The organism is Nocardioides pymetrozini (assembly GCF_046058985.1).
In the GTDB taxonomy this organism is placed as follows: domain Bacteria; phylum Actinomycetota; class Actinomycetes; order Propionibacteriales; family Nocardioidaceae; genus Nocardioides.
Map to the genome: position 1 here is coordinate 1,950,942 of NZ_CP175556.1, position 24,189 is coordinate 1,975,130.

The following is a 24,189-nucleotide window of genomic DNA, read 5'->3' on the forward strand; positions in this document are numbered from 1 at the left end:
GAACACGTTACAGTTTCTCCGTGGATGCTGAGGCGATCAACGCAGTCCGTGCCGTCGTCGGCGAGGTGCTCGAGCGCGAGGCCGAGGCCCGGGCGTGGTCGGCCTGGGCCGCTGCCGGGCTCACCGCCCTGCCCGTGCCCGAGGAGCACGGCGGCGACGGCCTCGGCCTGCGTGAGATCGCCGTGCTGCTGCGCGCGTGCGGGCACGCGGGCGTCCAGGTGCCGGCGTGGGAGACGCTGTGCTGCGGCGCACTGACCCTGGCCGAGCACGGCACCGACACCCAGCGCAAGGAGCTGCTCCCCGCCATCGCCGCCGGCGAGCTCGTCGTGACGCCCGCCCTGCGCGGCCGCGCGACGTACGCCGACGGTGCGGTCAGCGGCCGCAAGCCGGCGGTGACCATCGCGCAGGAGGCCGACCGCCTGCTCGTCGTCGCCAGCGAGGACGAGCGCGAGGTCGTGGTGCTGGTCGACCCCGCCGGTCCGGGCGTCACCCTGCTGCCGGCCAGCGCCTCGAGCGCCTCGCCGCAGCACACCGTGGTGCTCGACGGCGCGCCGGCCGAGCGCCTCGGCGAGGGTGCGGCCGCTCGGCTGCGCGACCTCGCGCGCGCCGGACTGGCGACCCTCGCCGCCGGTGTCCTCGCCGGAGCGCGCGATCTGACCGCGGAGTACGTCAAGGGCCGCCGGCAGTTCGGCCGCGCGCTCGCCGAGTTCCAGGCCGTGTCGCTGCAGATGGCCGACGTCTACGTCGCCTCGCGCACCCTGGACCTGGCGGCGGACAACGCCATGGAGCGGGTCGCGGCTGGGCGGGAGGCGGGCGACGACCTCGCCGTCGCCGGCTACTGGGCCAGCCAGGTCGCGCCCACGGCACTGCGCACCTGCCACCACCTCCACGGCGGGATGGGCGTCGACATCACCTACCCGCTCGTCGCCCTGACCAGCTGGGGGACCGACCTCGCGCATGCGCTCGACACGACCGCCGCCGAGGTCCCGGTGGAGAGCCCGACCACCAAGAACCTCGAGCTGAGCGACGAGCAGCGCGCGCTCAAGGCCCGGCTGCGGGAGTACTTCGGCGGCGTCGCCGCCGAGTTCGAGGGTCTCCACGATCCCGATCCCGTCGAGGGCGCGTGGGACCGGCACGGGCCGACCTACGAGCGGCTGATCCGGCGGCTCGGCGCCGACGGCTGGATGGGCGTCGGCTGGCCGAAGGAGTACGGCGGGCACGGACTCGGCGAGATCGAGCAGACGATCTTCGCCAACGAGGCGCAGTACGCCGACGTGCACCTGCCCTCGGTCACCCTGCAGACCGTGGGCCCGACGCTGATCCGCTACGGCACGCAGAAGCAGAAGGACCTCTTCCTGGAGCGCATCCTCAAGGGTGAGGTGCACTTCGCGATCGGCTACAGCGAGCCCGACGCCGGCACCGACCTCGCCTCGCTGCGGACCACCGCGCGGTTGGTCGAGGGGGACGGCGACCCGTACTACCTGGTCAACGGCCAGAAGATGTGGACGACCGGCGGCCACCAGGCCGACTACCTGTGGCTCGCCGTGCGCACCGATCCGGACGCCCCGAAGCACAAGGGGATCTCGATCCTCATCGTGGACACGAAGGACCCCGGCTACAGCTGGACGCCGATCATCACCGCCGACGGCTCCCACCACGTGAACGCGACCTACTTCAACGACGTCAAGGTCCCCGCCGACATGCTCGTGGGGGAGGAGAACCAGGGCTGGCGGCTGATCACCACCCAGCTCAACCACGAACGGGTCATGCTCGGCCCCGCCGGTCGCATCGAGGGCCTGCGCGACCGGGTGGTGCGCTGGGCCGACGCGGCGGGCGTCCGCGACGCCCCCGACGTACGGGACGTGCTCGGACGGACCACCGCGGTGTTCCGGGTCAACGAGCTGCTCAACTGGGAGGTCGCCCGGGCCGCGGCCGCCGGCGAGATCGAGGTCGCGGACGCGTCCTCCTCGAAGGTCTTCGCCTCCGACCAGGTCCAGCACCTGCTCGCCGACCTCGTCGCGCTGGTCCACCGGCACGGCGACCCGGGCGAGCCCGCCACGCGGGAGCTGCTCGACTATCTCGACGCGCAGGCCAAGCGGAACCTCGTGCTGACCTTCGGCGGCGGGGTCCAGGAGGTCCAGCGCGAGCTGATCGCGATGTTCGGCCTCGGCCTGCCGCGGGTGCCGCGATGAGCGCCGAGCCGCGCGAGCTGGTCGACCCCGCCGTCCACGAGAAGGTGATGGCCGAGGCGGAGCGGATCAAGGGCTGGGGCGAGGCCGCCGAGCGGTTCGCCCGCGACGAGGTCAACCAGCCGACGATCAACAACTGGCTCGAGGCCATGGGGCTCGACAGCCCGCGCTTCCAGCAGGGCGAGGCGCCGCCCTCGATGGCCCAGGTGTGGACCATGTACGGGCTCGGCGGCCGGCCGGCGGAGGACGACCCGCTGCACGCCATGATGCGGGCGCTCACCGACGCCGGATTCACCGCCGTCCTCGGCACCAACTGCGAGCAGTCCTACGAGCGCTATCTCCGCGTGGGGGAGCGGCTGCGGGTGACCACGGCGCTGGACTCCGTCGTCGGACCGAAGGCGACCGGCATGGGTGTCGGCTACTTCGTGACCTCCCGCAACACCTGGTACGTCGAGCATGGCGACGGCACCAGTGAGGGCACCAGTGAGAAGGTCGCGAGCATGCTCTTCCGCGTCCTCAAGTTCATCCCCAAGGGGGCGTCGTGACCGGCCCGGTGCGCCCGGTCGTGAACCGGGACAACGCCTACTTCTTCGAGGGGACGGCGCAGCACGAGCTGCGCATCCAGAAGTGCAACCAGTGCGGGGTCCTGCGCCATCCGCCCGGCCCGGCGTGCCCGGACTGCGGCGCGTTCGACCGCGGCCACGTCGTGGCGCGGGGAGAGGGCACGGTCTTCTCCTACCTGGTCCATCACGCCCCGCAGGTTCCCGGCAAGCAGCTGCCCCTCGTCATCGCGCTCGTCGATCTCGACGAGGGCGTGCGCATGGTGGCCGAGATGACCGGTCCGGTCGAGATCGGCGACCGGGTGGCCGTCGGCTGGAACGTGGTCGACGACGAGCTGACCCTCCCGATCTGGACGAAGGTGGACCGATGAGCGCACAGCTGCAGGTCGGAGCACGGCTGCCGGAGTGGTCGCTGCCGATCACCCCGACCCTGGTGGTCTCGACGGCCATCGCGACCCGCGACTTCCAAGACGTCCACCACGACCGCGACATCGCCCAGGCGGCCGGCTCGAAGGACATCTTCGTCAACATCCTCACCTCGACCGCGCTGTGCGAGCGCTATGTGACCGACTGGGCGGGCCCGGACGTGCAGATCCGGGGCATCGCGATCCGGCTCGGCGCGCCGGCGTACCCCTACGACACCTTCACCTTCTCCGGCGAGGTCACCGAGGTCGCGGACGGCGTCGCCACCATCGAGGTGGTCGGCGCGGTCTCCCTCGGCGACCACGTCGTCGGCACGGTCACCGTCGCCGCTCCCGGGGAGGACGCGGCATGAGCGAGCGCACCCTGTCCGGCAAGGCCGCGATCGCCGGCATCGGCGCCACGGAGTTCTCCAAGGAGTCCGGCCGCTCCGAGCTGCAGCTCTCGGTGGAGGCCGTGCGCCGCGCGCTGGCCGACTGCGGGCTGACCCCCGCCGACGTCGACGGCCTGGTCACGTTCACGATGGACACCTCGTCGGAGATCGCGGTGGCCCGGGAGCTCGGCATCCCCGAGCTGCGCTTCTTCAGCCGGATCAACTACGGCGGCGGCGCGGCCTGCGCGACCGTGCAGCAGGCCGCGATGGCGGTCGCCACCGGTGTCGCGGACGTCGTGGTCGCCTATCGCGGCTTCAACGAGCGTTCGGGCGACCGCTTCGGGCAGGTCTCCGCCTGGGCGGCGGCCCAGGTCAACACCAACGGCCTCGACAACGCGTGGACCTACCCCCTCGGCCTGTCGACGCCCGCGGCGACCGTCGCGATGCAGGCCCGTCGCTACATGCACGAGTACGGCGCGACGTCGGAGGACTTCGGACGGGTCGCCGTCGCGGACCGGCGGCATGCCGCCACCAACCCGGCGGCCTTCTTCTACGGCAAGCCGATCACCCTGGCGGACCACCAGGCGTCCCGGATGATCGCCGACCCGTTGCACCTGCTCGACTGCTGCCAGGAGTCCGACGGCGCCGTCGCCCTCGTGGTGGTCTCGGCCGAGCGGGCGCGCGACCTGGCGCAGCGGCCGGCGTACGTCGCCGCGGCCGCGCAGGGATCGGGCCGGGACCAGTTCGTGATGACGTCCTACTACCGCGACGACATCGGCATCCCCGAGATCGGCGTCGTCGGGCGGGAGCTGTGGAAGCAGTCCGGGCTCACCCCCGCCGACCTGCCGATGGCGATCCTCTACGACCACTTCACGCCGTACGTCCTCATGCAGCTGGAGGAGCTCGGCTTCTGCGGCCGCGGTGAGGCCAAGGACTTCGTCAAGGACGGTGCCATCGAGATCGGCGGCCGCCTGCCGATCAACACCCACGGCGGCCAGCTCGGCGAGGCCTACATCCACGGCATGAACGGCATCGCCGAGGCGGTGCGGCAGATCCGCGGCAGCTCGGTCAACCCGGTCGCCGACGCCCACCACGTGCTCGTCACCGCCGGCACCGGGGTGCCGACGAGCGGTCTGGTCCTCTCGGCCTGAGCGGGGCGCGGGAGAGGGAGCGACGCTCTCCGCGGGCGTCCCAGTGACCGGACCCACAGCCCGCGGCGTGTGGCGTTGTGCCACCATGGTCCCCAAGAGCTCGCGTGCTCTGGGGTCGGTGAAACTCCGAACCGGCGGTGAAAGAGCCGAAGCATCCTCGCTTCGCTCGGAAGTCCGCGACCCGATCGCAGCCAGCGGTCGGTTGACCAGGTGGAACTCCTGGACCGACGGTCAAAGTCCGGATGGGAAGTGCACGCACGAGTGTCCGACGGACGGACCGCCCCCGGGCGGCACCGACCGCCGCACGCCAGGCAAGCCCCGGAGTCCGCGACCAGGACGACGAGAGGCAGGGCCGGTGGAGACCTTCACCCGGGAGTACGACGCGATGCGTCGCGCCCTCGCGCTGGCGGCCAGCCCCGGCGTGCCGCTTCACCCGAACCCACGCGTCGGCTGCGTGCTGCTCGCGCCCGACGGCACCGTGGTCGGCGAGGGCTACCACCACGGGGCCGGCACCCCGCACGCCGAGGTCGAGGCGCTGGCCGTCGCCGGTGACCGGGCGCGGGGCGCGACCGCCGTCGTGACGCTCGAGCCCTGCAACCACACCGGCCGCACCGGCCCGTGCGCCCAGGCCCTCATCGCCGCGGGCGTGGGCCGCGTCGTGATCGCCCAGCGTGACCCGAACCCGCAGGCCGCCGGGGGGATGGAGACCCTGCTGGCCGCCGGCATCGACGTGGACGCGGGCCTGCTGGCCGACGAGGCGGCCGAGGTCAACCGGGCGTGGACCTTCGCCCACCGGCACGGCCGGCCGTTCGTCACCTGGAAGTTCGCCACGACCCTCGACGGCCGCAGCGCCGCCGCCGACGGCACCTCGCGCTGGGTGTCCTCGCCCGCCGCGCGCCGCGACACCCACCTGCTGCGCGGCCGGTGCGACACCATGCTCGTCGGCACCCACACCGTCGAGGTCGACGACCCGCAGCTGACGGTCCGCGGAGAGGACGACCAGCCCGTAGGCGAGCAGCCCCTGCGGGTGGTGATGGGGGAGCGCGACCTCCCCGCCGAGCGCCGCATCCTCGACGACGCCGCGCCCACCCTGCACCTGCGCACGCGCGACCCGGTCGCGGCGCTGCGGGGCCTGTACGCCGACCACGGCCGCCACCACGTCTTCCTCGAGGGTGGGCCGACCCTGGCCGCCGCGTTCCTCCGGGTGGGCCTCGTCGACGAGGTCGTCGCCTACGTCGCTCCGATGCTGCTCGGCGCCGGCCGCTCGGCCGTCGGCGAGCTCGGAATCGGCACCATCGCCGACGCGTTCCACCTCGAGCTCGTCGACGCCACGGTCGTCGGGGAGGGTCCGGAGGCCAACGTCCGCATGACCATGAGCCCCGTCGGCTCCCGCGGCGCGCGGGCCCGCACGTCCACCACCGAGAAGGAGCGCTGAATGTTCACCGGCATCGTCGAGGAGCTCGGCACCGTCACCGCGATCGAGGACCAGGGTGACGCCGTCCGGCTCACCATCGCCTCGGAGGTCACGCTGTCCGACGCCGGGCTGGGCGACTCGATCGCCGTCAACGGCTGCTGCCTGACCGTGGCCGAGCGGACCGACACGACGTGGACCGCCGACGTGATGGCCGAGACGCTCGCCAAGACGAGCGTCGGCGGGCTCGCCGTGGGCGACCGGGTCAACCTGGAGCGCGCCGTCACCGCCGAGAAGCGACTCGGCGGCCACGTGGTGCAGGGCCACGTCGACGCAGTGGGCGAGGTCCTCGCCCGCACGCCCAGCGAGCACTGGGAGGTCGTGGAGATCGCGATGCCTGCCGAGCTCGGCCGCTACCTGGTCGACAAGGGGTCGATCACCGTCGACGGCATCTCGCTCACGGTCGTCGAGGCGGGCGAGACCAGCTTCACCGTCAGCCTCATCCCCGAGACCCTCGCCCGCACCACCCTCGGCTTCCGGGCCGTCGGCGACCGGGTCAACCTCGAGGTCGACGTCATCGCCAAGCATGTGGAGAAGCTCGTGCGCGTCTACGCGAGCGCCAAGAACGAGGAGAACTGAGATGTCCGTGCGACTGGACCCCGTGGAGCGTGCGATCGCCGACATCGCGGCCGGCAGGGCGGTCGTCGTCGTGGACGACGAGGACCGCGAGAACGAGGGCGACATCATCTTCGCCGCCAGCAAGGCGACGCCGGAGCTGATGGCCTTCACGATCCGGCACTCCAGCGGCGTGATCTGCGCCCCGATGCCCGGTGCGATGCTCGACCGCCTCGAGATCCCGCTGATGACGCCGCACAACAAGGACGCGTACCGCACGGCGTACACGATCTCGGTCGACGCCCGCGACGGCGTGAGCACGGGCATCTCCGCCGCGGACCGCGCCCACACCGTGCGGGTCCTCGCCGACTCGGCGACCGAGCCATGGGAGCTGACCCGCCCGGGGCACGTGTTCCCGCTGCGCTACCGCGAGGGCGGGGTGCTGGTCCGCCGCGGCCACACCGAGGCCGCGGTCGACCTGTGCCGGCTCGCCGGCCTGACGCCGGCGGGCGTGCTGGTCGAGGTCGTCAACGACGACGGCACCATGAAGCGCGCGCCGGAGCTGCGGGCGTTCGCCGACGAGCACGGCCTGGCGATGATCTCCATCGAGGACCTCGTGCGTCACCGCCGACGGGTCGAGAACCACGTCGTGCGCGAGGCCGAGACCCGGCTGCCGACCAGCCACGGCGACTTCACCGCGATCGGCTACACGATCACCGTCGACGGCAGCGAGCACGTCGCTCTCGTGTACGGCGACCCGGCGGCGCTCGGCGCCGACGGCCCCGTGCTCACCCGGGTGCACTCGGAGTGCCTCACCGGCGACGTGTTCGGCTCCAGCCGCTGCGACTGCGGCCCGCAGCTCAACGAGGCGATGGACCGGATCGTCGAGGCGGGCAGCGGCGTCGTCGTCTACCTGCGCGGGCACGAGGGACGGGGCATCGGCCTGGTCGCGAAGCTGCAGGCCTACCAGCTCCAGGACGGCGGCCGCGACACCGTCGACGCGAACCTCGACCTGGGCCTGCCCGCCGACGCCCGCCACTACGGCGCGGCGACGCAGATCCTCAAGGACCTCGGCATCTCCGAGGTGCGCCTGCTCACCAACAACCCCGACAAGGTCACCTCCCTCGAGGACTACGGCATCGGAGTCGCCGAGCGGGTGCCGCTGACCCCCCGCCCCAACGGGCACAATCTCCCGTACCTGCTCACCAAGCGGGACCGCATGGGCCACGACCTGCCCGCGCTCCCGGAGCTGAACGACCTCGAAGGAGTCAACTGACATGGCCGGACACGGCGCCCCCGAGATCGCGCCCATCGACTGCCACGACCTGCGCGTCGCGGTCGTGGCGGCGAGCTGGCACACCCAGGTCATGGACGGCCTGGTCGCCGGCGCCCAGCGCGCCTTCGCCGACCACAAGCTGGAGGCGCCGGTCGTGGTGCGCGTCCCCGGCACGTTCGAGCTGCCGGTCACCGCGGCGGCCCTCGCACCGTCGTACGACGCCGTGATCGCCCTCGGTGTGGTGATCCGCGGCGGCACGCCGCACTTCGAGTACGTCTGCAACGCCGCGACGGACGGACTCACCCGGGTCTCCCTCGACCACCAGACGCCGGTCGGCTTCGGCGTGCTCACCTGCGACACCGAGGAGCAGGCGCTGGACCGGGCGGGCCTCGAGGGGTCGAGCGAGGACAAGGGCTACGAGGCGGCCTCGGCCGCGCTGCAGACCGCGGCGACCCTGAAGCGGATCCGGAGCAGGGGCTACGCCTGATCGCCCGGTGGTCCATCGGGTGTCCGCTCGGGTGAGCCGCTCGGGTGAGACCGGCGCGGGCGGGCCGGCTCGCACGCCGTAGGCTGGTCTCCCGTGAAGACGTTCGACGAGCTGTTCGCAGAGCTCACCGAGTTGGCCCGGACGCGACCGGAGGGCTCCGGGACGGTCCGGGCGCTCGACGCCGGCGTCCATGCGATCGGCAAGAAGCTGATCGAGGAGGCCGCGGAGTCCTGGATGGCCGCCGAGCACGAGGGCAGGGACGCCACCGCGCTGGAGATCAGCCAGCTGCTCTACCACGCCCAGGTCCTCATGATCGCGAGCGGACTCTCGCTCGAGGACGTCTACACCCACCTCTGAGGAACACCCCGATGCTCAAGATCGCCGTCCCCAACAAGGGCGCCCTCTCCGAGGCCGCCTCGGGCATGCTGCGCGAGGCCGGCTACGCCCAGCGCACCGACGCCAAGCAGCTCACCAAGCTCGACCCCGACAACGACGTGGAGTTCTTCTACCTGCGTCCGCGCGACATCGCGCTCTACGTCGGCGAGGGCACGCTCGACGCGGGCATCACCGGGCGCGACCTGCTGCTCGACTCCCACGCCACCGCCACGGAGGCACTCCAGCTCGGGTTCGGCCGCTCGAAGTTCCGGTTCGCGGCCCGGCCCGGCACGGCCGAGAAGGTCGAGGACCTGGCCGGGAAGCGGATCGCCACGTCGTACGACGGGGTGGTCAAGCGCTATCTCGCCGAGCAGGGGATCGAGGCCTCGGTCGTCCGCCTCGACGGCGCGGTCGAGACGAGCATCCAGCTCGGCGTGGCCGACGCGATCGCCGACGTCGTGGAGACGGGCTCGACCCTGCGCAACGCCGGTCTCGAGGTGTTCGGCGACGTCATCTTGGAGTCCGAGGGCGTGATGATCACCCGGGTCGGCGCCGACGCGGGTGCGCTCGAGGTCTTCACCCGCCGGCTGCAGGGTGTCCTCGTCGCCCGGGCCTACGTGATGATGGACTACGACATCCGGGCGGAGAAGGTCGAGCAGGCCATCGGCCTCACGCCCGGCATCGAGAGCCCCACGGTCAGCCCGCTCCACCGTGAGGGCTGGGTCGCGGTCCGCTCGATGGTGCCGCGCGCCACGGCGCAGCGGGTGATGGACGAGCTCTTCGCGCTGGGCGCCCGCGCGATCCTCACCACCGACATCCACGCCTGCCGGCTCTGACGTGGCCACGTCCGAGGGGCAGCAGCCGACCCCCGTGCCCGCCCTGCCGCGCACCTGGCGCCCGCTCGGGCCGCGCCTGGCGGCGGCCGTGTTCGGGGTCGTGCTGGTCGGCGCCTTCGCCTGGCTGTGGCTGCAGTTCGACGCCGAGACCAAGGCGGCCGTCAAGGACCTGGAGAAGGCCACGGTGATCTTCTTCGTGCTGCTCGGCCTGGCGCTGCTCAACGGCCTGGCCCGCTCCCGGGTGGTCGCCCGCGAGGACGGGCTGACGATCGTCAACGGCTACCGCACCCGCCGACTGGCCTGGTCTGAGGTCGGCACGGTCCGCTTCCGCCAGGGCGCGCCCTGGCCCTATCTGGAGCAGGGCGAGGAGGACCGGATCTCCCTGCTCGGCATCCACGCCTCCGACGGGCCCCGGGCTGCCACGGCGATCCGCGAGCTGCGCGCGGTCGTCGCGGCCCACCAGGGCTGAGACGGGTCAGAGGGCGCGAATGCCCCAGGAGGCCGCGAAGGTCTCGCCGGGCGCCAGCACGACCAGGTCGTCGCCGGAGTTGAACGCGTCCGGGGGAGCGGTCATCGGCTCGACCGCGACGCTGACCCGCGGCGTCGGGGTGTCGTCGCCGGTGTAGACCTGCAGCCAGCGGTGCCGGTCGTCGACCCACAGGGCGACACCGCTCTCGCCCGCGCGCAGCAGGACGGTGGCGCGGCCGTCGGCGTCGCGGTCGAGATCGCCGTAGGCGTGGTTGAGCACCGACCCGCCGATCGGGGACGGCACCCGGAACGCGTCCCCCGCCTCGCGGCCGGCCGGCAGCAGGCGGTCGTCGTCGGTGACCAGCCGGGTCGCCGCAGGCAGCTCGAGCTCCCAGCCGTCACACGGGCCGGGGCCGGCCAGCAGGTAGGGGTGTGCCCCCGACGCGTACGGCGCCGCGGTGCTGGCCAGGTTGGTCGCCTCCTGGGTCACCGTCAGCCCCTCGCCGTCGAGGGCGTAGGTCGTCCGCAGGGCCAGCGCCCACGGGTAGCCGGTCTGCGCCGGGAGGAAGTACGACAGCACGACCCGGTTCGCCGCGGACTCGGCCAGGGTCCACGACGCCCAGCGGACCAGGCCGTGCGAGGCGTTGCCCCGCTTCGGCTCGGACAGGGCCAGCTGGTGGGTGGTGCCCGCGAACTCGTAGCGGCCGTCGCGGATCCGGTTCGGCCACGGCACCAGCAGCTGCCCGCGTCCGCCCGCGGGCATCGCGTCCTCGGCGAAGCCGTCGACCAGCGCGCGCCCCTCGAAGCTCAGCGCGCGCAGCGCCCCGCATCCCTGGGTGACGACGGCACGGTAGCCGTGGGCCGCGAGGACGTACTGCTCACCGGTCGGCGGGGTCACGGCGCCAGCCTAGGCTCAGGTGCGCACGACCAGGTCGGCCCGCGCCCGCGTGTTCTCGCGTTCGTGCAGGTCCTGCTCGTCGGCGAGCCAGTCGGCCCAGTGCGGCCGCATCTCCTCGCCGTCGCGCTCGAGCCAGCGCCGCAGCCGCACGTCGAGGTCGGCCTCGACCCAGACGAGCAGGGTGACCAGGTCGTCGTAGGCGGCCGCGGCGCTGCCGACGCCCTCCAGGACCAGCAGCGGTCCGGGCTCGACGGTGCGGGTCTCGGCCCACCGGTCGGCGTACCAGTCCCAGCGGCGCCAGCGGCCGGGCCGTCCGGCGGCCAGGGGACGCAGCAGGTCCTCCACCGAGCGGCCGAGGCCGGGCAGGCCGCGCCAGCCCTCGAGCATCTCGTCGGTGCCCAGGACGACGGCCTCCGGGGCCAACCGGGACACCGCGCGGGCGAGGGTGGTCTTCCCCGAGCCCGCCAGGCCGTCCACGCAGACCAGCCGGCCGGAGCCGAGGGTCGGCGGACGGGACAGGGCCGCGGCGAGGACGTCAGAAGGCGAGGCCGTGGCCACGGTAGGTCGGGACCTCCTCGACGAAGCGCTCACCCTGGAGCAGCAGCACGCTCCGGCCGTGCTCGAACGGCTCACCGGACTTCGCATGCCGGAACCAGACCAGGTCGCCGATGGCCAGCCGTGCCGCGTTCGCGCCGACCAGCGGGGTCTGCACCTCGCCGGCGCCCTCGAGAGCGGTCAGGCCCAGGCCGGGCGGCGCCCACGGGGTGGGGGCACGGTCCGCGCCGGCGGGGCCGGAGGCGACCAGCCCACCGCCGTGCACCGTCGCCACGTCGGCGCTCGGGCGCCGCGTCACCGGCAGCCCGAAGAAGGCTGCTGGGGTGGGGGAGAAGGAGCGGTAGTGGTCGAACAGGGTCGGCGCCATCAGGCCCGAGCCGGCGGTGACCTCGGTGACCACCGGGTCCGCCGCCGACGACTCGATCGAGCCCGACCCACCCGCGTTCCAGAACTCCAGACCACCGAAGTCGCCATGGCCGACGAGGGCGTCCAGCGCCTCGCCGATGGCGGTACGACGGACCTGGAGCTGGGCGAGCGAGAGCTGCTTGATCCGGCGCACCACCGCGGACCTCGCGCGCTGGCCGGGCACGGCGTCGGGAACGCCCGCGACCTGGCCCTCGTAGGTCATCACGCCGACCAGCTGGAAGCCGGGCCGGTCGACCACCGCACGCGCCAGCGCGACGACCGCGCCGACGTCGTACAGCGGGGAGCGCTTGGGACCGACCGCCTGGCCGCCCCAGCGGAGGCCGGCGTCGACGTCGATCGCGACGCGCACCGGCACCGCGGTCGAGGCCCGCAGGCTGTCGACCAGGTCCAGGTGCGCGGCGTCGTCGACCATGATCGTCACCCGGGACGCTGCGCGGGGCGAGGCGACCAGCGCCGCCAGCGCCGCCCGGTCGACGCTCGGGTAGGCGACCACGATGTCGTCGCACACGTCCTGCTCGGCGAGCCACAGCGCCTCGGCCAGCGTGTAGGCCAGGACCCCCGCGAAGCCGTCCGCCGCCAGGGCCCGGCGGACGAGCGTGGGCACCCGCACCGACTTGGAGGCGACCCGGATCGGAGTCCCCGCCGCGCGGCGGGCCAGGTCGGCGGCGTTGGCGTCGAAGGCGTCGAGGTCCACCACGAAGACGGGCGTCGCGAGGGCCTCGGGCCAGGCGGCGACGGCCTCGCGCAGCCGGGCCGCGAGGCGGGTGCGCGCGACGGAGGAGGTTGCGGGTGGTGTCACGGCTGGTGGCATGGACGGGTGGTGCTGCACGTCGGCCATCGTTCCACGGGTGGGATGATCGGCCGGTGACCGCATCGCCGAACGAGCGCCCCGACGCACGCCGCCTCCAGGGCTCGGAGTACGTCGACGACGACGGCTCCGCGGACACCGCGCTGGCCCGGGCCCTGGCGGGCTACGACACCGGCGCGACGTCGTACCCGGAGGTCCTCGCCGCGCTCGGCGGTGCGCGGCTGCTGGTGCCGGTCGTGGCGATCCTGGGCGAGGCGGAGGTCGGCGCCGACGGCCTGGCTCGGGACAAGTCGAGCGACATGGCGGCCGTCCTGCTCACCGGAGCCGACGGCCGGATGGCGCTGCTGGCGTTCACCGACCTCGCGGCCCTGGCCGCCTGGGACCCCCAGGCGCGACCGGTGCCCGTCGCCGCGCACCTGGCCGCGGCGACCGCCGTCCAGGAGGGGGCGCACGCGCTGGTCGTGGACGTCGCGGGTCCGCACCCCTTCGTCCTCGCCGACGACGACCTCCACCGGGTCGCGGCCCGCTGGACGCCGGTGAGGCTCGAGGACGGCGGCTGGGGCTGGCTCGGGGATTCGGCGTCCGGGGAACAACTCCGGTAGCATCTGGCGTTGACCGATCCGTCATGCCCGCGCGAGCGGGGATGGCAGATCCACAAGCGGGGACCAGCACCATCGTCTCCCACCCAGCCGGCCGCCAGGTCGTCGGGTCCGGTCCATGGAGAGCGGTGGCGGACGCCACCGCTCGTGACTGGCTTCCGCTTGCACCAGCGGGAGCCTCTTCTCATTTGCAGGGCCGAAGACCTCCCGACCGACCGAGTTTGGAGGACACATCAGCACCGAGCTGCGCATCAACGAACGGATCCGGGTTCCCGAGGTCCGTCTCGTGGGACCCAACGGCGAGACCGTCGGCATCGTTCCCACCGACCAGGCACTCAAGCTCGCGCAGGAGGCCGACCTGGACCTGGTGGAGATCGCCCCGATGGGCAAGCCCCCCGTCTGCAAGCTCATGGACTACGGGAAGTTCAAGTACGAGAACGCCCAGAAGGCCCGTGAGGCGCGACGGAACCAGACCAACGTCATCATCAAGGAGATGAAGCTCCGGCCGAAGATCGACGCGCACGACTACGAGACCAAGAAGGGTCACGTCGTTCGCTTCCTCAAGGCCGGCGACAAGGTCAAGATCACGATCATGTTCCGCGGTCGCGAGCAGCACCGTCCCGAGCTGGGCTACCGCCTGCTGCAGAAGCTCGCCGAGGACGTCCAGGAGCTGGGCTTCGTGGAGTCCAACCCCAAGCAGGACGGCCGCAACATGACGATGGTCATCGGGCCGCACAAGAAGAAGGCCGAGGCCAAGGCCGAGGTGAAGGCCGCCAAGGAGGAGCGCCGCGCCGAGCGCGAGGCCGAGGCCGCCGCCGACGCCGCCGCGCAGGCCGAGCGGGTCGCCCAGAAGCCGGCCGCCCAGAAGAAGGAGCGGGGTCGCTCCGAGAACCTCGACCCCGAGATCGACGCCTGAGACCTCAGTCATAGGAGAGAGAGCAATGCCGAAGAACAAGACGCACTCCGGTGCCAGCAAGCGGTTCAAGGTCACGGGCAGCGGCAAGATCCTTCGCGAGAAGGCCGGCAAGCGCCACAACCTCGAGAAGAAGGCCTCCAAGGTCACCCGCCGCCTGACCGGCACGGTCGAGGTTGCCAAGAACGACGTCCCGCGCGCGAAGAAGATGCTCGGTCTCTGACCGGCCGTCGTCCGCACCTGAGCAAGCAACGAGGAGTTAGAAGATGGCACGCGTCAAGCGCGCAGTGAACGCGGCGAAGAAGCGTCGTACCACCCTGGACCGGGCCAGCGGCTACCGCGGCCAGCGCTCGCGGCTGTACCGCAAGGCCAAGGAGCAGGTCACCCACTCCCTGGTCTACAGCTACAACGACCGCAAGAAGAACAAGGGCAACTTCCGTCGCCTGTGGATCCAGCGGATCAACGCGGCCGCCCGCGCCGAGGGCCTGACCTACAACCGGTTCATCCAGGGCCTGAACCTGGCCGGCATCGAGGTCGACCGCAAGATCCTCGCCGACCTCGCGGTCAACGACCCGGCCGCCTTCGCGGCGATCGTGGCGCAGGCCAAGGCCGCGCTGCCCGAGGACGTCAACGCGCCTCGCGAGTCCGGCAAGGTCTCCGCCTGACCATGTCCGTGCCCCTGACCGCTGGCAACACCAGGGTCAAGGAAGCCCGGAAGCTGCACCGCCGCTCGGAGCGATCCGAGCGGCGGTGTTTCCTTGCCGACGGCCCGAAGGCCGTCGAGGGCGCCCTGGCGGTGCCCGGCTGTGTCGTCGAGGTCTTCGCCACCGCCGAGGCCGCCGGCGAGTACGCCGACCTGCTCGGTGCCGTCGGGGTGACGCTGGTCGACCCTCGGGCGATGTCGGGTCTCAGCGACAGCGTCAGCCCTGCGGGCATCGTCGCCGTGTGCCGGTTCCTGGCCGACGTCGAGGGCGCGCCCACCCCGCCGGCGGACCAGCGCCTGGTCACCATCTGCGCCGACGTGCGCGACCCCGGCAACGCCGGCACGGTGATCCGCACCAGCGACGCCGCCGGTGCGGACACGGTCGTCCTGGCCGGCGACTCGGTCGACGCCTACAACCCCAAGACCGTGCGCGCCACGGTGGGCAGCCTGTTCCACCTCCCGGTCCTCCTCGAGCGCGACCCGGCCGCCGCCGTACGACGCGCGCAGGACGCCGGCCTGACCGTGCTCGCCGCAGCCGGCGACGGGGAGGTCGACCTCTTCGCGGCCGACGACCTGCTGGCCCGACCCACGGCCTGGCTGTTCGGCAACGAGGCGTGGGGCCTGCCGCCCGAGCTGGCGGGGCTCGCCGACCACCGGGTGCGCATCCCCATCCTCGGCGCAGCCGAGTCGCTCAATCTCGCCACCGCCGCGGCGGTCTGTCTGTATGCCAGCGCCCGCGCCATGATGGCCCGGTGAGCGACCCCCTCGACCTCCTCCCGGACGGCGTCGTCATCGCCGGGGCCGACGGACGGGTGAGCGCCGTCAACGCGGTCGCCGTCCGGATGCTCGACCTCGGCTCGACCGCGACCGGCCTCGGTCGCCCGCTCGGCGAGGTGCTCGCCCTCACCGACCACGACGGCCGGTCCTGGCACGACGCGAACGCGCCCTACGAGGGCCTGTCGACGCGCACCGGCATCCCCGAGCAGTCCTGGCTGCTGCCCGACGGCACCGAGGTGCTGGTCACCGCCCGGCTGCACCGAGCGGCCCGCGGCGGAGCCGTCAGTGCCGTGGCCGTCGACCTGCGCTCGGGACGGGGCCGCGCACGCCTGGACCGTGACCGCTCGGACCTCGTGGCGACCCTCGCCCACGAGCTGCGGTCCCCGCTGACGGGCGTGAAGGGCTTCGTGCAGGCCCTGCTCCACCGCTGGGACAAGCTGAGCGACGAGCAGAAGCGGCTCATGCTGACGACCGCGAGCGCGGACGCCGACCGGCTCAGCCGCCTGATCGCCGAGCTCCTCGACGTCGCGCGCATCGACACCGGGCGGCTCCAGCTGCACCGCCGGCCCACGGACCTGGGGCGCAAGGCGGCGATGGTCCACGAGTCCATCACGGTGGTGACCTCGACCCCGATCGAGCTCCAGGTCGACGAGGACCTGCCGCCGGCCGACGCCGACCCCGACAAGGTGATGCAGGTCCTCACCAACGTGGTCGAGAACGCCGTGCGCCACGGCAGCGGCACCGTGCGGATGCACGTCGGACGCTGGGACCAGGACGCCGGCCAGCTCGCGGTCACCGTCACCGACGAGGGCGCCGGCATCGCGCCGGAGCTGCGGCAGCGGATCTTCACGAAGTTCTGGACGCAGAGCCGCGGCGGCGGCTCCGGGCTCGGGCTCTACATCGTGCGCGGCCTGGTGCGGGCGCACGGCGGCACGGTCGTCGTCGACGACCGGCCCGGCGGCGGAGCCCGGATCGTCACCACGTGGCCGTGCCTCCCCGCTCGGGGATGATGGTGCGATGACCGAGCTCGCCGGACCCGCCCAGGTCCTCCGGACCTATCTCGCCAGCGCCCGCACCGCCCTGCTGTGGAAGGTCGAGGGGCTGGGGGAGCGCGACCTGCGCCTGCCCCGCACCCCGACCGGGAGCAGCCTGCTCGGCATCGTTCTGCACTGCGCGAACGTGGAGATCGGCTACTTCGGCCCGACCTTCGGGCGGTCCTGGCCCGAGCCGGACCATCCCGCCCTGGTGCCCGAGGACGCCTACGACGCGGACCCCCAGGCCGACTGGACGGTGCCGGCCACCCTGCCCGCCGCGGACCTGGTCTCCTTCTACGAGCGCGTCGGGGCCTTCGCCGACGCGGCTCTGGCCGAGCTCCCCCTCGACACCGTCGGCCGGGTCCCGTGGTGGCCCGAGGACCGCTCGGCGGTGACCTTGCAGGAGATCGCGGTGCACGTCATGAGCGACCTCTACCGGCACGCCGGTCACGCCGACATCCTCCGCGAGCAGGTCGACGGCTCCACGGGGATGCGGCCCGGGATGACCAACGTGCCCGACGGGGTGGACTGGCCGGCGTACGTCGCACGGCTGACCGCGATCGCCGACCAGTTCCCCGCGTGAGGACCATCAGCGAATACCGGTTCGTCGCCGAGGGTCGACCGTTCCTAGACTTGGCCCACGATGTCTGGCCCGAACACTGACTACGACCCCGTGGAGGTCGCCGCCGTGAGCCCTGTTGAGGTCGAGGCGGCGCGCGACGCCGCGCTGGCCGCGATCGCCGCCGCCACCGACCTGGAGCAGCTCAAGGCGGTGCGCACCGAGCACGCCGGCGACCGCTCCCCGCTCGCTCTCGCCAACCGCGAGATCGGTGCGCTGCCACCCCAGGCCCGCAAGGAGGCCGGCCAGCGCGTGGGGCAGGCGCGCGGAGCCGTGAGCCAGGCACTCGCCGCGCGCCAGGTGGAGCTGGAGGCCGAGCACGAGGCGCGGATCCTCGTCGAGGAGGCCGTCGACGTCACGCTGCCGACCGACGAGGTGCCGGCCGGCGGCCGCCACCCGCTGACCACGGGCGCCGAGCTGATCGCCGACATCTTCGTGGCCATGGGCTGGGAGGTCGCCGAGGGCCCGGTCATCGAGGCCGAGTGGCTCAACTTCGACGCCCTCAACCTGGGGCCGGACCACCCCGCGCGCACGATGCAGGACACGTTCTGGACCGAGCCCGCCGACAACCACGTCGTGCTGCGCACCCACACCAGCCCGGTGCAGGCGCGGACCATGCTCACCCGCGGTGTGTCCGCCGACGCGCCGATCTACGTCGTGTGCCCGGGGCGGGTCTTCCGCACCGACGAGTACGACGCCACGCACTCGCCGATGTTCCACCAGGTCGAGGGGCTCGCCGTCGACGAGGGCATCTCGATGGCGCACCTCAAGGGCACCCTGGACCACTTCGCCTCGCAGATGTTCGGTGAGGGCATCACCACGCGCTTCCGGCCGTCGTACTTCCCCTTCACCGAGCCCTCCGCCGAGGTCGACCTCACCTGCTTCGTGTGCCGCGGCACCGGGCTCAAGGACGACGGTCCCGACGCCTGCCGCACGTGTCGCGGAGAGGGATGGATCGAGTGGGGCGGCTGCGGGATCGTCAACCCGCGTGTGCTCCAGGCCTGCGGGATCGACGCGGAGCGCTTCTCCGGCTTCGCCTTCGGCATGGGCATCGACCGGACGCTGATGTTCCGGCACGGCCTCGAGGACCTGCGCACCCTGTTCGAGGGCGACGTGCGCTTCACCACGGCATTCGGGAGTGAACTGTGAAGGCCCCTGTCTCCTGGATCCGGGAGCTCGTCGACCTGCCCGAGCACGTCACCACCGAGGTGCTGACCGACCGGCTCACCGCCCTGGGGCTCAAGCTCGAGGGCATCCACGCCGCCGGCGCCGGCATCCGCGGCCCGCTCGTCATCGGCAAGGTGCTCACCAAGGAGCCCGAGCCGCAGAAGAACGGCAAGACCATCAACTGGTGCAGCGTCGACGTCGGGGACGCGAACGGCACCGGTGAGCCCCAGGGCATCGTGTGCGGCGCCCACAACTTCGAGCCGGGCGACCTCGTCGTCGTCATCCTCCCGGGTGGCGCGCTGCCCGGCGGCTTCGAGATCTCCGCGCGCAAGACCTACGGGCACGTGTCGGCGGGCATGATCTGCTCGGTCCGCGAGCTCGGCATCGGCGACGACCACGACGGCATCCTCGTGCTGCCGCCGGACGCCGGCGCCCCCGGCGACGACGTGTTCGGCCTGCTCGGCCTCGACGAGGAGGTGATCGAGTTCGAGATCAACCCGGACCGGGCCTACGCGCTGTCCCTGCGCGGCCTGGCGCGGGAGGCCGCGCTCGGCTTCGCCGTCCCCTTCGCCGACCCCGCCGAGCGCGAGCTGCCGGCCGTCGACGGGCGCGCCTGGGAGGTCGTCGTGGACGACCCGGTCGGCTGTCCGGTCTTCGCCGCCCGTCTCGTCAGCGGCTTCGACCCGACCGCTGCCACCCCCGAGTTCATCCGGCGTCGCGTGGAGCAGGCCGGGATGCGCTCCATCTCGCTCGCCGTCGACATCACCAACTACGTCATGCTCGAGCTCGGCCAGCCGATCCACGGCTACGACGCCGACAAGGTCTCCGGAGCGCTCGGGGTGCGCCGGGCCCGCGAGGGCGAGCGGCTCACCACGCTCGACGACGTCGACCGGGAGCTGTCCACCGAGGACCTCGTCATCACCGACGACTCCGGCCCGATCGGACTGGCCGGCGTGATGGGCGGTGCGTCGACCGAGATGTCGGCGTCCACCACCCGCATCCTCGTCGAGGCAGCGCACTGGGACGCGGTGTCGATGTTCCGCACCGGCAAGCGGCACAAGCTCACCTCCGAGGCGGGCAAGCGCAACGAGCGCGGCGTGGACCCGCTGCTGCCCGGCATCGCGGCGGACCGGGTGGTCGAGCTCCTCGTCGAGCACGGCGGCGCGACCGCCGAGCCCGGCTTCACCCTGGTCGGCACGGCGCCGGAGCGCCCCTCGATCACCATCGCGACCGACCTCCCCGCGCGGCTCAGCGGGATCGACATCACCGCGATGACCACCGTGGAGAGCCTGCGCGCGATCGGAGCCGTCGTGGTCGAGCACGACGCGGCCACCATCGAGGTCACGCCGCCCACCTGGCGCCCCGACGTCAACGACCCCCACGACCTCGTCGAGGAGGTCGTCCGGATCGTCGGCTACGACCAGGTGCCGAGCGTGCTCCCGCGGCGTGCCACGGGCCGGGGCCTGACCCGCACCCAGCGGCTGCGCCGCCGGATCGGGCGCACCCTCGCGGGGTCCGGATTGGTCGAGGTGGTCACCTTCCCGTTCGTCGGCGAGGCCACCTTCGACAAGCTCGGGCTGCCGGCCGACGACCCGCTGCGCGCGACGGTCCGGCTGGCCAACCCGCTCTCCAGCGAGGAGCCGGCCTACACCACGACCCTGCTGCCGGGCCTGCTCGACGCGGCCGCCCGCAATGTCAGCCGCGGCGCCGCCGGCGTCGCGCTGTTCGAGACCGGCACGGTCGCCTTCCCCTCCGACAACGGGCCGGCGCCGATCTACGGCGTGCACACCCGCCCCTCCGAGGCCGAGCTCGAGAAGCTGGTCGAGGCCCTGCCCGTCCAGCCCCAGCACCTCGCCGTCGTCCTCGCCGGCGAGCGCCGTCGCGCGGGCTGGTGGGGGGCGGGCACCGAGGCCGGCTGGACCGACGCCCTGGCCGTCGTACGCCGTCTCGCCGCGGACCTCGGCGTCACCGTCGAGGTCGCCTCGGCGAGCCGGATGCCCTGGCATCCGGGCCGCTGCGCCCTGGTGAGCATCGACGGGGTGGAGGTCGGTCACGCCGGCGAGCTGCACCCAGGCGTGGTCAAGGCCTACGGTCTCCCGGCCCGCAGCGCGGCCGTCGAGCTCGACCTCGACGCCCTGATGGCCGCCGCCACCGAGGTGACGCCCGGTCCGCGCTTCTCGACGATGCCGGTCGCCAAGGAGGATGTCGCGCTCGTCGTGGACGCCGCGGTGACGGTCTCCGCGGTGGAGGCCGCGCTGCGTGAGGGCGCCGGCGAGCTGCTCGAGTCCATCCGGCTCTTCGACGTCTACACCGGGGAGCAGATCGAGGAGGGACAGAAGTCGCTGGCCTTCGCGCTGCGCTTCCGGGCCCCCGACCGCACCCTCACCGAGGCCGAGACCGGTGCCGCGCGCGACGCGGCGGTGGCGCGGGCCGCGGAGCTGACGGGAGCAGTGCAACGCTGATGCCCGCGCCGCGGCTGCGGCTGACCGGCGAGGTCACCTGGGACGGCGCCGCCGTGCCGGGCGAGCGGACGCGCACGCTGCTGGTGTCGCTGGCGCGGGCGGGAGGGCGGATCGTCCCCGAGGACCGCCTCATCGAGGAAATCTGGGGGGAGGGTGCGCCCGCGCGCCCCACCAAGGCGCTGCAGGTCGTGGTGTCCCGGGCCCGTGCGGCCACCGGGCCCGAGGTCGTCGAGCGCGCCGGTCACGGCTACCGGCTGGCGCTCGGCCCCGACGACGTCGACCTCTGGACCCGGGAGCGGGCGATCGAGGCGGCGCGGACGGCGGCCGCCGCGGGCGCATGGAGCGAGGCGGCGGCGTACCTCCCGCAGCTCGAGGGCGTGCCCGCGCTCGCCGGACGGATCCTCTCCGGACTGGGCCGGCACGAGGAGGCGCTCCCGCTGCTGGAGGAGGCGGGCTGCGCCGGCGACGAGCCCGCCCTCGCCGCCCTGCTGCGCAGCGAGTCGGCCGTGCGGGGCGCGCCCGCCGCGCTGGCCCGCTACGAGCGGCACCGGGCGAGCCTGTCCGACCGGCTCGGCGTGGACCCGTCCCCGGAGCTGCAGGCCCTGCACCGCGAGCTGCTCCTGCGCGACAGCCCGGAGCGCTCGGGCCTGAGCCACTACGCCAGCAGCCTGGTCGGACGCGACGGCGACCTCGCCCGGCTGCGTGCCCTGGTCCGCTCGCACCGCGTCGTCTCGATCCTCGGCCCGGGCGGACTCGGCAAGACCCGTCTGGCGCAGCTGGTCGCCGCGGACGCCGACCAGCCCGTCGTCCACGTGGTCGAGCTGGTCGGCGTGGTGGACCCGGCCGACGTCGTCGCCGAGGTCGGCTCGGCGCTCGGCGTGCGGAACTCGGTCACCGGTCGGCACGTGCTGACCCCCGACCAGCTGCGCGACGTGCGCTCGCGGATCGCCCAGCAGCTCGACCGGGCGCCGACCCTGCTCGTGCTCGACAACTGCGAGCACGTCGTCGGTGCCGTCGCCGACCTCGTCGCCTTCCTGGTCGCCGTCACGCCGACGCTGCGTGTGCTCACCACGACCCGGGCTCCGCTCGCCATCGCGGGTGAGCACGTCTTCGAGCTCGGCCGGCTCGGCGCCGCGGACGGCGCCGACCTCTTCCGACAGCGTGCGCTGGCTGCTCGGCCGGGTGTGGCGCTGCCCGAGGGTGCCGTCGCGGAGATCGTCGAGCGACTCGACGGCCTGCCGCTCGCGCTCGAGCTGGCCGCCGCCAAGGTCCGCGCCATGGCCGTCGCCGACATCGCAGCGCGCCTGGAGAACCGCTTCGCCCTGCTGCGCGGGGGTGACCGCGCCGCCCCGGACCGCCACCAGACCCTGCTCGCGGTCATCGACTGGTCGTGGAACCTGCTCGCCGACCGGGACCGTCGTGCCCTGCGGCGGCTCTCGGTGTTCCAGGACGGATTGACCCTCGCGGCGGCCGAGACGGTGCTCGGTGCGGACGCGCTCGCCTCGGTCGAGGAGCTCGTCGCCCAGTCACTGCTGACGGTGCTCGACGGCGGCAGCGGGCCGCTGCGCTACCGCATGCTCGAGACGGTCCGCGAGTTCGGCCGGATGCAGCTGGTCGACGCCGGCGAGGCGGCCCAGGCGCAGGCGGCCCATCTGGCCTGGGCGGTCGCCTTCGCCGACCGGCACGCGCCGCGGGTGTTCTCGCGCGACCAGGTGGAGGTCATGGACGCCATCGCCGTCGAGGAGGCCAACCTCGCCGACGCCCTCCGCAAGGCGCTCGTGGCCCGCGATCCGGACGCCGTGGCGGCGCTGCTCGCACTGCTGGGGAGCTTCTGGAGCATCCGCGGCGTGCACGCCCGGGTGATCGTGCTCTGCGAGGCGGTCGCGGGCGTCCTCGGCGAGCTGCCGGTCAGCCCGGAGCGCGCCGACCAGGCGCGCGCCGCCCTGTGCCTGACCCTGGTCAACTCCTGGATCGCGCAGCTCGACGTGCTCGAGGTCCTCCTCGCGGCGCTGACCGCGCTCGGGCCCGGTACGACGAGCCCGCGGATCGCGGCGATGACCACGGTGGTGCTCGGGGCCAAGGCGCCGGCGGCCAGCCCGCTGCTGACGCCTGCGGACGAGCTCGTCGGCGACCCGGACCCGCTGGTCCGCGGCATCGCGCTGCAGTGGCGCAGCCACGAGCGCGAGAACATCGGGGACGCCCCGGCAGCGATCGCGGCCGCGGAGCAGGCGCTGGCGATCACCACCGACGACAGCGGGCCGTGGACGAGCGCGGTGCTGCACGCGCAGCTCGCCGGGCTCTACAGCCAGCTCGGACGGATCGCCGACGCCGAGCCGCACGCGCGCGCCGCCGTACCGGTCCTGGTCCGGCTCGGTGCCCACGAGGACGCCCTCCAGGCGATGACGATCTCCGCCGTCGCCTGGCTCGAGCGCGACGACCCCGCTGCCGCGCAGCGGGTCCTCGACGACGTGCTGGCGCACCTGGACCGGGCGGCGGCGGGTGCCTACACGGCGCGCGGCACGGTGCTGGTCACCCAGGCTGAGATCGCCTTCGCCCGTGGCGACGTGGAGGAGGGCTGCCGGGTCGTGGAGCAGGCGGCCGAGGCGATGGCCGCGGTGCGCTTCCCCGGCATGGGGGCGGACGCCGACATCGCGCCCTGGCTGATCTACGGCAACACCGTCACCCTCGTGGCCTTCGCCCTCCACGACCGCGAGCCGCGCGGCCGGGAGGCGCACCGGTGGCTGGTGGAGGCCCTGCCCCGCGTCCTCGACCGCGAGCGGCACTTCGTCGACGTCCCGGTCCTGGGCCTGATGCTCTTCGCCCTCGGGACCTGGTCGCTGCGCTTCGGCACGCTGCCGCCGCAGGACGCGGTCCGGCTGCTGGTGCTCGCCGACCGCCTGGGCTACCCGCGCTTCGTGCCCTCCCTCTCCTGGGAGCGGGCCGCCGCGCGCTGCGACGACGCGGTGCCGGGGGAGCGAGCGCGCCTCGACGTCGCGTACGGCGAGCGTCGCGGGCCTGACCTGCTGGACGAGGCTCGCGACGTCGTCGCTCGGCTGCTGCGCTGACC

Annotated in this window: 25 protein-coding genes and 1 riboswitch; of the genes, 22 read left to right on the top strand and 3 right to left on the bottom strand. The window is 73.4% G+C overall.

The features are described 5' to 3' along the window. Nucleotides 1-20: 20 nt before the first annotated feature. The 12 genes from ACJ5H2_RS09515 to ACJ5H2_RS09570 all read left to right on the top strand — a co-directional run bounded on the left by ACJ5H2_RS09515 (nucleotide 21) and on the right by ACJ5H2_RS09570 (nucleotide 10,162). The gene (locus tag ACJ5H2_RS09515) at nucleotides 21-2,192 is read left to right on the top strand and encodes an acyl-CoA dehydrogenase (protein ID WP_408899324.1); all 2,172 of its coding nucleotides are present in this window, start codon (nucleotides 21-23) and stop codon (nucleotides 2,190-2,192) included. Next, nucleotides 2,189-2,734 carry a MaoC family dehydratase N-terminal domain-containing protein gene (locus ACJ5H2_RS09520; protein ID WP_408899325.1) on the top strand — a complete coding sequence of 182 codons (546 nt, stop codon included), beginning with the start codon at nucleotides 2,189-2,191 and terminating at the stop codon, nucleotides 2,732-2,734. Before ACJ5H2_RS09515 ends, ACJ5H2_RS09520 begins: the two co-directional genes overlap by 4 nt. Then, nucleotides 2,731-3,120, top strand: a complete 390-nt coding sequence (locus ACJ5H2_RS09525) for a Zn-ribbon domain-containing OB-fold protein (protein WP_408899326.1) — start codon at nucleotides 2,731-2,733, stop codon at nucleotides 3,118-3,120. The genes ACJ5H2_RS09520 and ACJ5H2_RS09525 overlap by 4 nt, the downstream gene beginning before the upstream one ends. Next, nucleotides 3,117-3,524, top strand: coding sequence for a MaoC family dehydratase (locus tag ACJ5H2_RS09530; RefSeq protein ID WP_408899327.1), 408 nt, complete (start codon nucleotides 3,117-3,119; stop codon nucleotides 3,522-3,524). The genes ACJ5H2_RS09525 and ACJ5H2_RS09530 overlap by 4 nt, the downstream gene beginning before the upstream one ends. Next, nucleotides 3,521-4,693, top strand: a complete 1,173-nt coding sequence (locus ACJ5H2_RS09535; protein WP_408899328.1) for a lipid-transfer protein — start codon at nucleotides 3,521-3,523, stop codon at nucleotides 4,691-4,693. Before ACJ5H2_RS09530 ends, ACJ5H2_RS09535 begins: the two co-directional genes overlap by 4 nt. Before the next feature lie 100 nt (nucleotides 4,694-4,793). Further along, a riboswitch (FMN riboswitch) is annotated at nucleotides 4,794-4,952 on the top strand. A gap of 126 nt (nucleotides 4,953-5,078) precedes the next feature. Then, nucleotides 5,079-6,128: a bifunctional diaminohydroxyphosphoribosylaminopyrimidine deaminase/5-amino-6-(5-phosphoribosylamino)uracil reductase RibD gene (gene ribD, locus ACJ5H2_RS09540; protein WP_408899613.1), complete on the top strand. Its 1,050-nt coding sequence runs from the start codon at nucleotides 5,079-5,081 to the stop codon at nucleotides 6,126-6,128. Further along, the gene (locus ACJ5H2_RS09545; protein WP_408899329.1) at nucleotides 6,129-6,743 is read left to right on the top strand and encodes a riboflavin synthase; all 615 of its coding nucleotides are present in this window, start codon (nucleotides 6,129-6,131) and stop codon (nucleotides 6,741-6,743) included. A 1-nt stretch (nucleotide 6,744) separates the two neighbouring features. Continuing rightward, a complete protein-coding gene (locus ACJ5H2_RS09550) occupies nucleotides 6,745-7,995 on the top strand; it encodes a bifunctional 3,4-dihydroxy-2-butanone-4-phosphate synthase/GTP cyclohydrolase II (protein ID WP_408899330.1) in 1,251 nt (416 codons plus the stop codon). 1 nt (nucleotide 7,996) lies between these two features. After that, nucleotides 7,997-8,482 (top strand): 6,7-dimethyl-8-ribityllumazine synthase, encoded by a 486-nt coding sequence (ribH, locus tag ACJ5H2_RS09555; protein ID WP_408899331.1) that lies wholly within the window; start codon nucleotides 7,997-7,999, stop codon nucleotides 8,480-8,482. Between the two features lie 93 nt (nucleotides 8,483-8,575). Beyond that, on the top strand, nucleotides 8,576-8,839 hold the full coding sequence (locus tag ACJ5H2_RS09560; RefSeq protein WP_408899332.1) for a phosphoribosyl-ATP diphosphatase: 264 nt from the start codon (nucleotides 8,576-8,578) through the stop codon (nucleotides 8,837-8,839). 11 nt (nucleotides 8,840-8,850) lie between these two features. Beyond that, on the top strand, nucleotides 8,851-9,693 hold the full coding sequence (gene hisG, locus ACJ5H2_RS09565; protein ID WP_408899333.1) for an ATP phosphoribosyltransferase: 843 nt from the start codon (nucleotides 8,851-8,853) through the stop codon (nucleotides 9,691-9,693). 1 nt (nucleotide 9,694) lies between these two features. Then, nucleotides 9,695-10,162 (top strand): PH domain-containing protein, encoded by a 468-nt coding sequence (locus ACJ5H2_RS09570; protein WP_408899334.1) that lies wholly within the window; start codon nucleotides 9,695-9,697, stop codon nucleotides 10,160-10,162. A gap of 6 nt (nucleotides 10,163-10,168) precedes the next feature. Here ACJ5H2_RS09570 and ACJ5H2_RS09575 read toward each other — a convergent pair whose 3' ends face one another. The 3 genes from ACJ5H2_RS09575 to ACJ5H2_RS09585 are packed head-to-tail and all read right to left on the bottom strand — an operon-like array spanning nucleotide 10,169 to nucleotide 12,839. Then, nucleotides 10,169-11,059 carry an aldose 1-epimerase family protein gene (locus ACJ5H2_RS09575; RefSeq protein ID WP_408899335.1) on the bottom strand — a complete coding sequence of 297 codons (891 nt, stop codon included), beginning with the start codon at nucleotides 11,057-11,059 and terminating at the stop codon, nucleotides 10,169-10,171. A gap of 15 nt (nucleotides 11,060-11,074) precedes the next feature. Further along, nucleotides 11,075-11,617 carry a uridine kinase gene (locus tag ACJ5H2_RS09580; RefSeq protein ID WP_408899336.1) on the bottom strand — a complete coding sequence of 181 codons (543 nt, stop codon included), beginning with the start codon at nucleotides 11,615-11,617 and terminating at the stop codon, nucleotides 11,075-11,077. Next, nucleotides 11,595-12,839 carry an amino acid deaminase/aldolase gene (locus tag ACJ5H2_RS09585; protein ID WP_408899337.1) on the bottom strand — a complete coding sequence of 415 codons (1,245 nt, stop codon included), beginning with the start codon at nucleotides 12,837-12,839 and terminating at the stop codon, nucleotides 11,595-11,597. The genes ACJ5H2_RS09580 and ACJ5H2_RS09585 overlap by 23 nt, the downstream gene beginning before the upstream one ends. Nucleotides 12,840-12,904: 65 nt before the next feature. On the opposite strand from ACJ5H2_RS09585, the gene ACJ5H2_RS09590 reads away from it, so the two are divergent. The 10 genes from ACJ5H2_RS09590 to ACJ5H2_RS09635 all read left to right on the top strand — a co-directional run bounded on the left by ACJ5H2_RS09590 (nucleotide 12,905) and on the right by ACJ5H2_RS09635 (nucleotide 24,187). Further along, nucleotides 12,905-13,450 (top strand): SseB family protein, encoded by a 546-nt coding sequence (locus tag ACJ5H2_RS09590; protein ID WP_408899338.1) that lies wholly within the window; start codon nucleotides 12,905-12,907, stop codon nucleotides 13,448-13,450. Between the two features lie 247 nt (nucleotides 13,451-13,697). Then, entirely contained in the window at nucleotides 13,698-14,363 is a 666-nt protein-coding gene (gene infC, locus ACJ5H2_RS09595; RefSeq protein WP_408899614.1) for a translation initiation factor IF-3, read from the top strand. Between the two features lie 25 nt (nucleotides 14,364-14,388). Further along, the gene (rpmI, locus tag ACJ5H2_RS09600) at nucleotides 14,389-14,583 is read left to right on the top strand and encodes a 50S ribosomal protein L35 (RefSeq protein ID WP_028654205.1); all 195 of its coding nucleotides are present in this window, start codon (nucleotides 14,389-14,391) and stop codon (nucleotides 14,581-14,583) included. A gap of 43 nt (nucleotides 14,584-14,626) precedes the next feature. Beyond that, nucleotides 14,627-15,025, top strand: coding sequence for a 50S ribosomal protein L20 (gene rplT / locus ACJ5H2_RS09605; RefSeq protein WP_408899339.1), 399 nt, complete (start codon nucleotides 14,627-14,629; stop codon nucleotides 15,023-15,025). 2 nt (nucleotides 15,026-15,027) lie between these two features. Further along, nucleotides 15,028-15,819 (top strand): TrmH family RNA methyltransferase, encoded by a 792-nt coding sequence (locus tag ACJ5H2_RS09610; protein WP_408899340.1) that lies wholly within the window; start codon nucleotides 15,028-15,030, stop codon nucleotides 15,817-15,819. Beyond that, nucleotides 15,816-16,850, top strand: a complete 1,035-nt coding sequence (locus ACJ5H2_RS09615) for an ATP-binding protein (RefSeq protein WP_408899341.1) — start codon at nucleotides 15,816-15,818, stop codon at nucleotides 16,848-16,850. The genes ACJ5H2_RS09610 and ACJ5H2_RS09615 overlap by 4 nt, the downstream gene beginning before the upstream one ends. A 7-nt stretch (nucleotides 16,851-16,857) precedes the next feature. Then, nucleotides 16,858-17,457: a DinB family protein gene (locus tag ACJ5H2_RS09620; RefSeq protein WP_408899342.1), complete on the top strand. Its 600-nt coding sequence runs from the start codon at nucleotides 16,858-16,860 to the stop codon at nucleotides 17,455-17,457. A gap of 60 nt (nucleotides 17,458-17,517) precedes the next feature. Next, on the top strand, nucleotides 17,518-18,642 hold the full coding sequence (gene pheS, locus ACJ5H2_RS09625; RefSeq protein WP_408899343.1) for a phenylalanine--tRNA ligase subunit alpha: 1,125 nt from the start codon (nucleotides 17,518-17,520) through the stop codon (nucleotides 18,640-18,642). After that, on the top strand, nucleotides 18,639-21,122 hold the full coding sequence (pheT, locus tag ACJ5H2_RS09630; protein ID WP_408899344.1) for a phenylalanine--tRNA ligase subunit beta: 2,484 nt from the start codon (nucleotides 18,639-18,641) through the stop codon (nucleotides 21,120-21,122). Before pheS ends, pheT begins: the two co-directional genes overlap by 4 nt. After that, complete coding sequence (locus ACJ5H2_RS09635; protein WP_408899345.1) at nucleotides 21,122-24,187, top strand: BTAD domain-containing putative transcriptional regulator; 3,066 nt, start codon at nucleotides 21,122-21,124, stop codon at nucleotides 24,185-24,187. The genes pheT and ACJ5H2_RS09635 overlap by 1 nt, the downstream gene beginning before the upstream one ends. Nucleotides 24,188-24,189 lie beyond the last annotated feature (2 nt).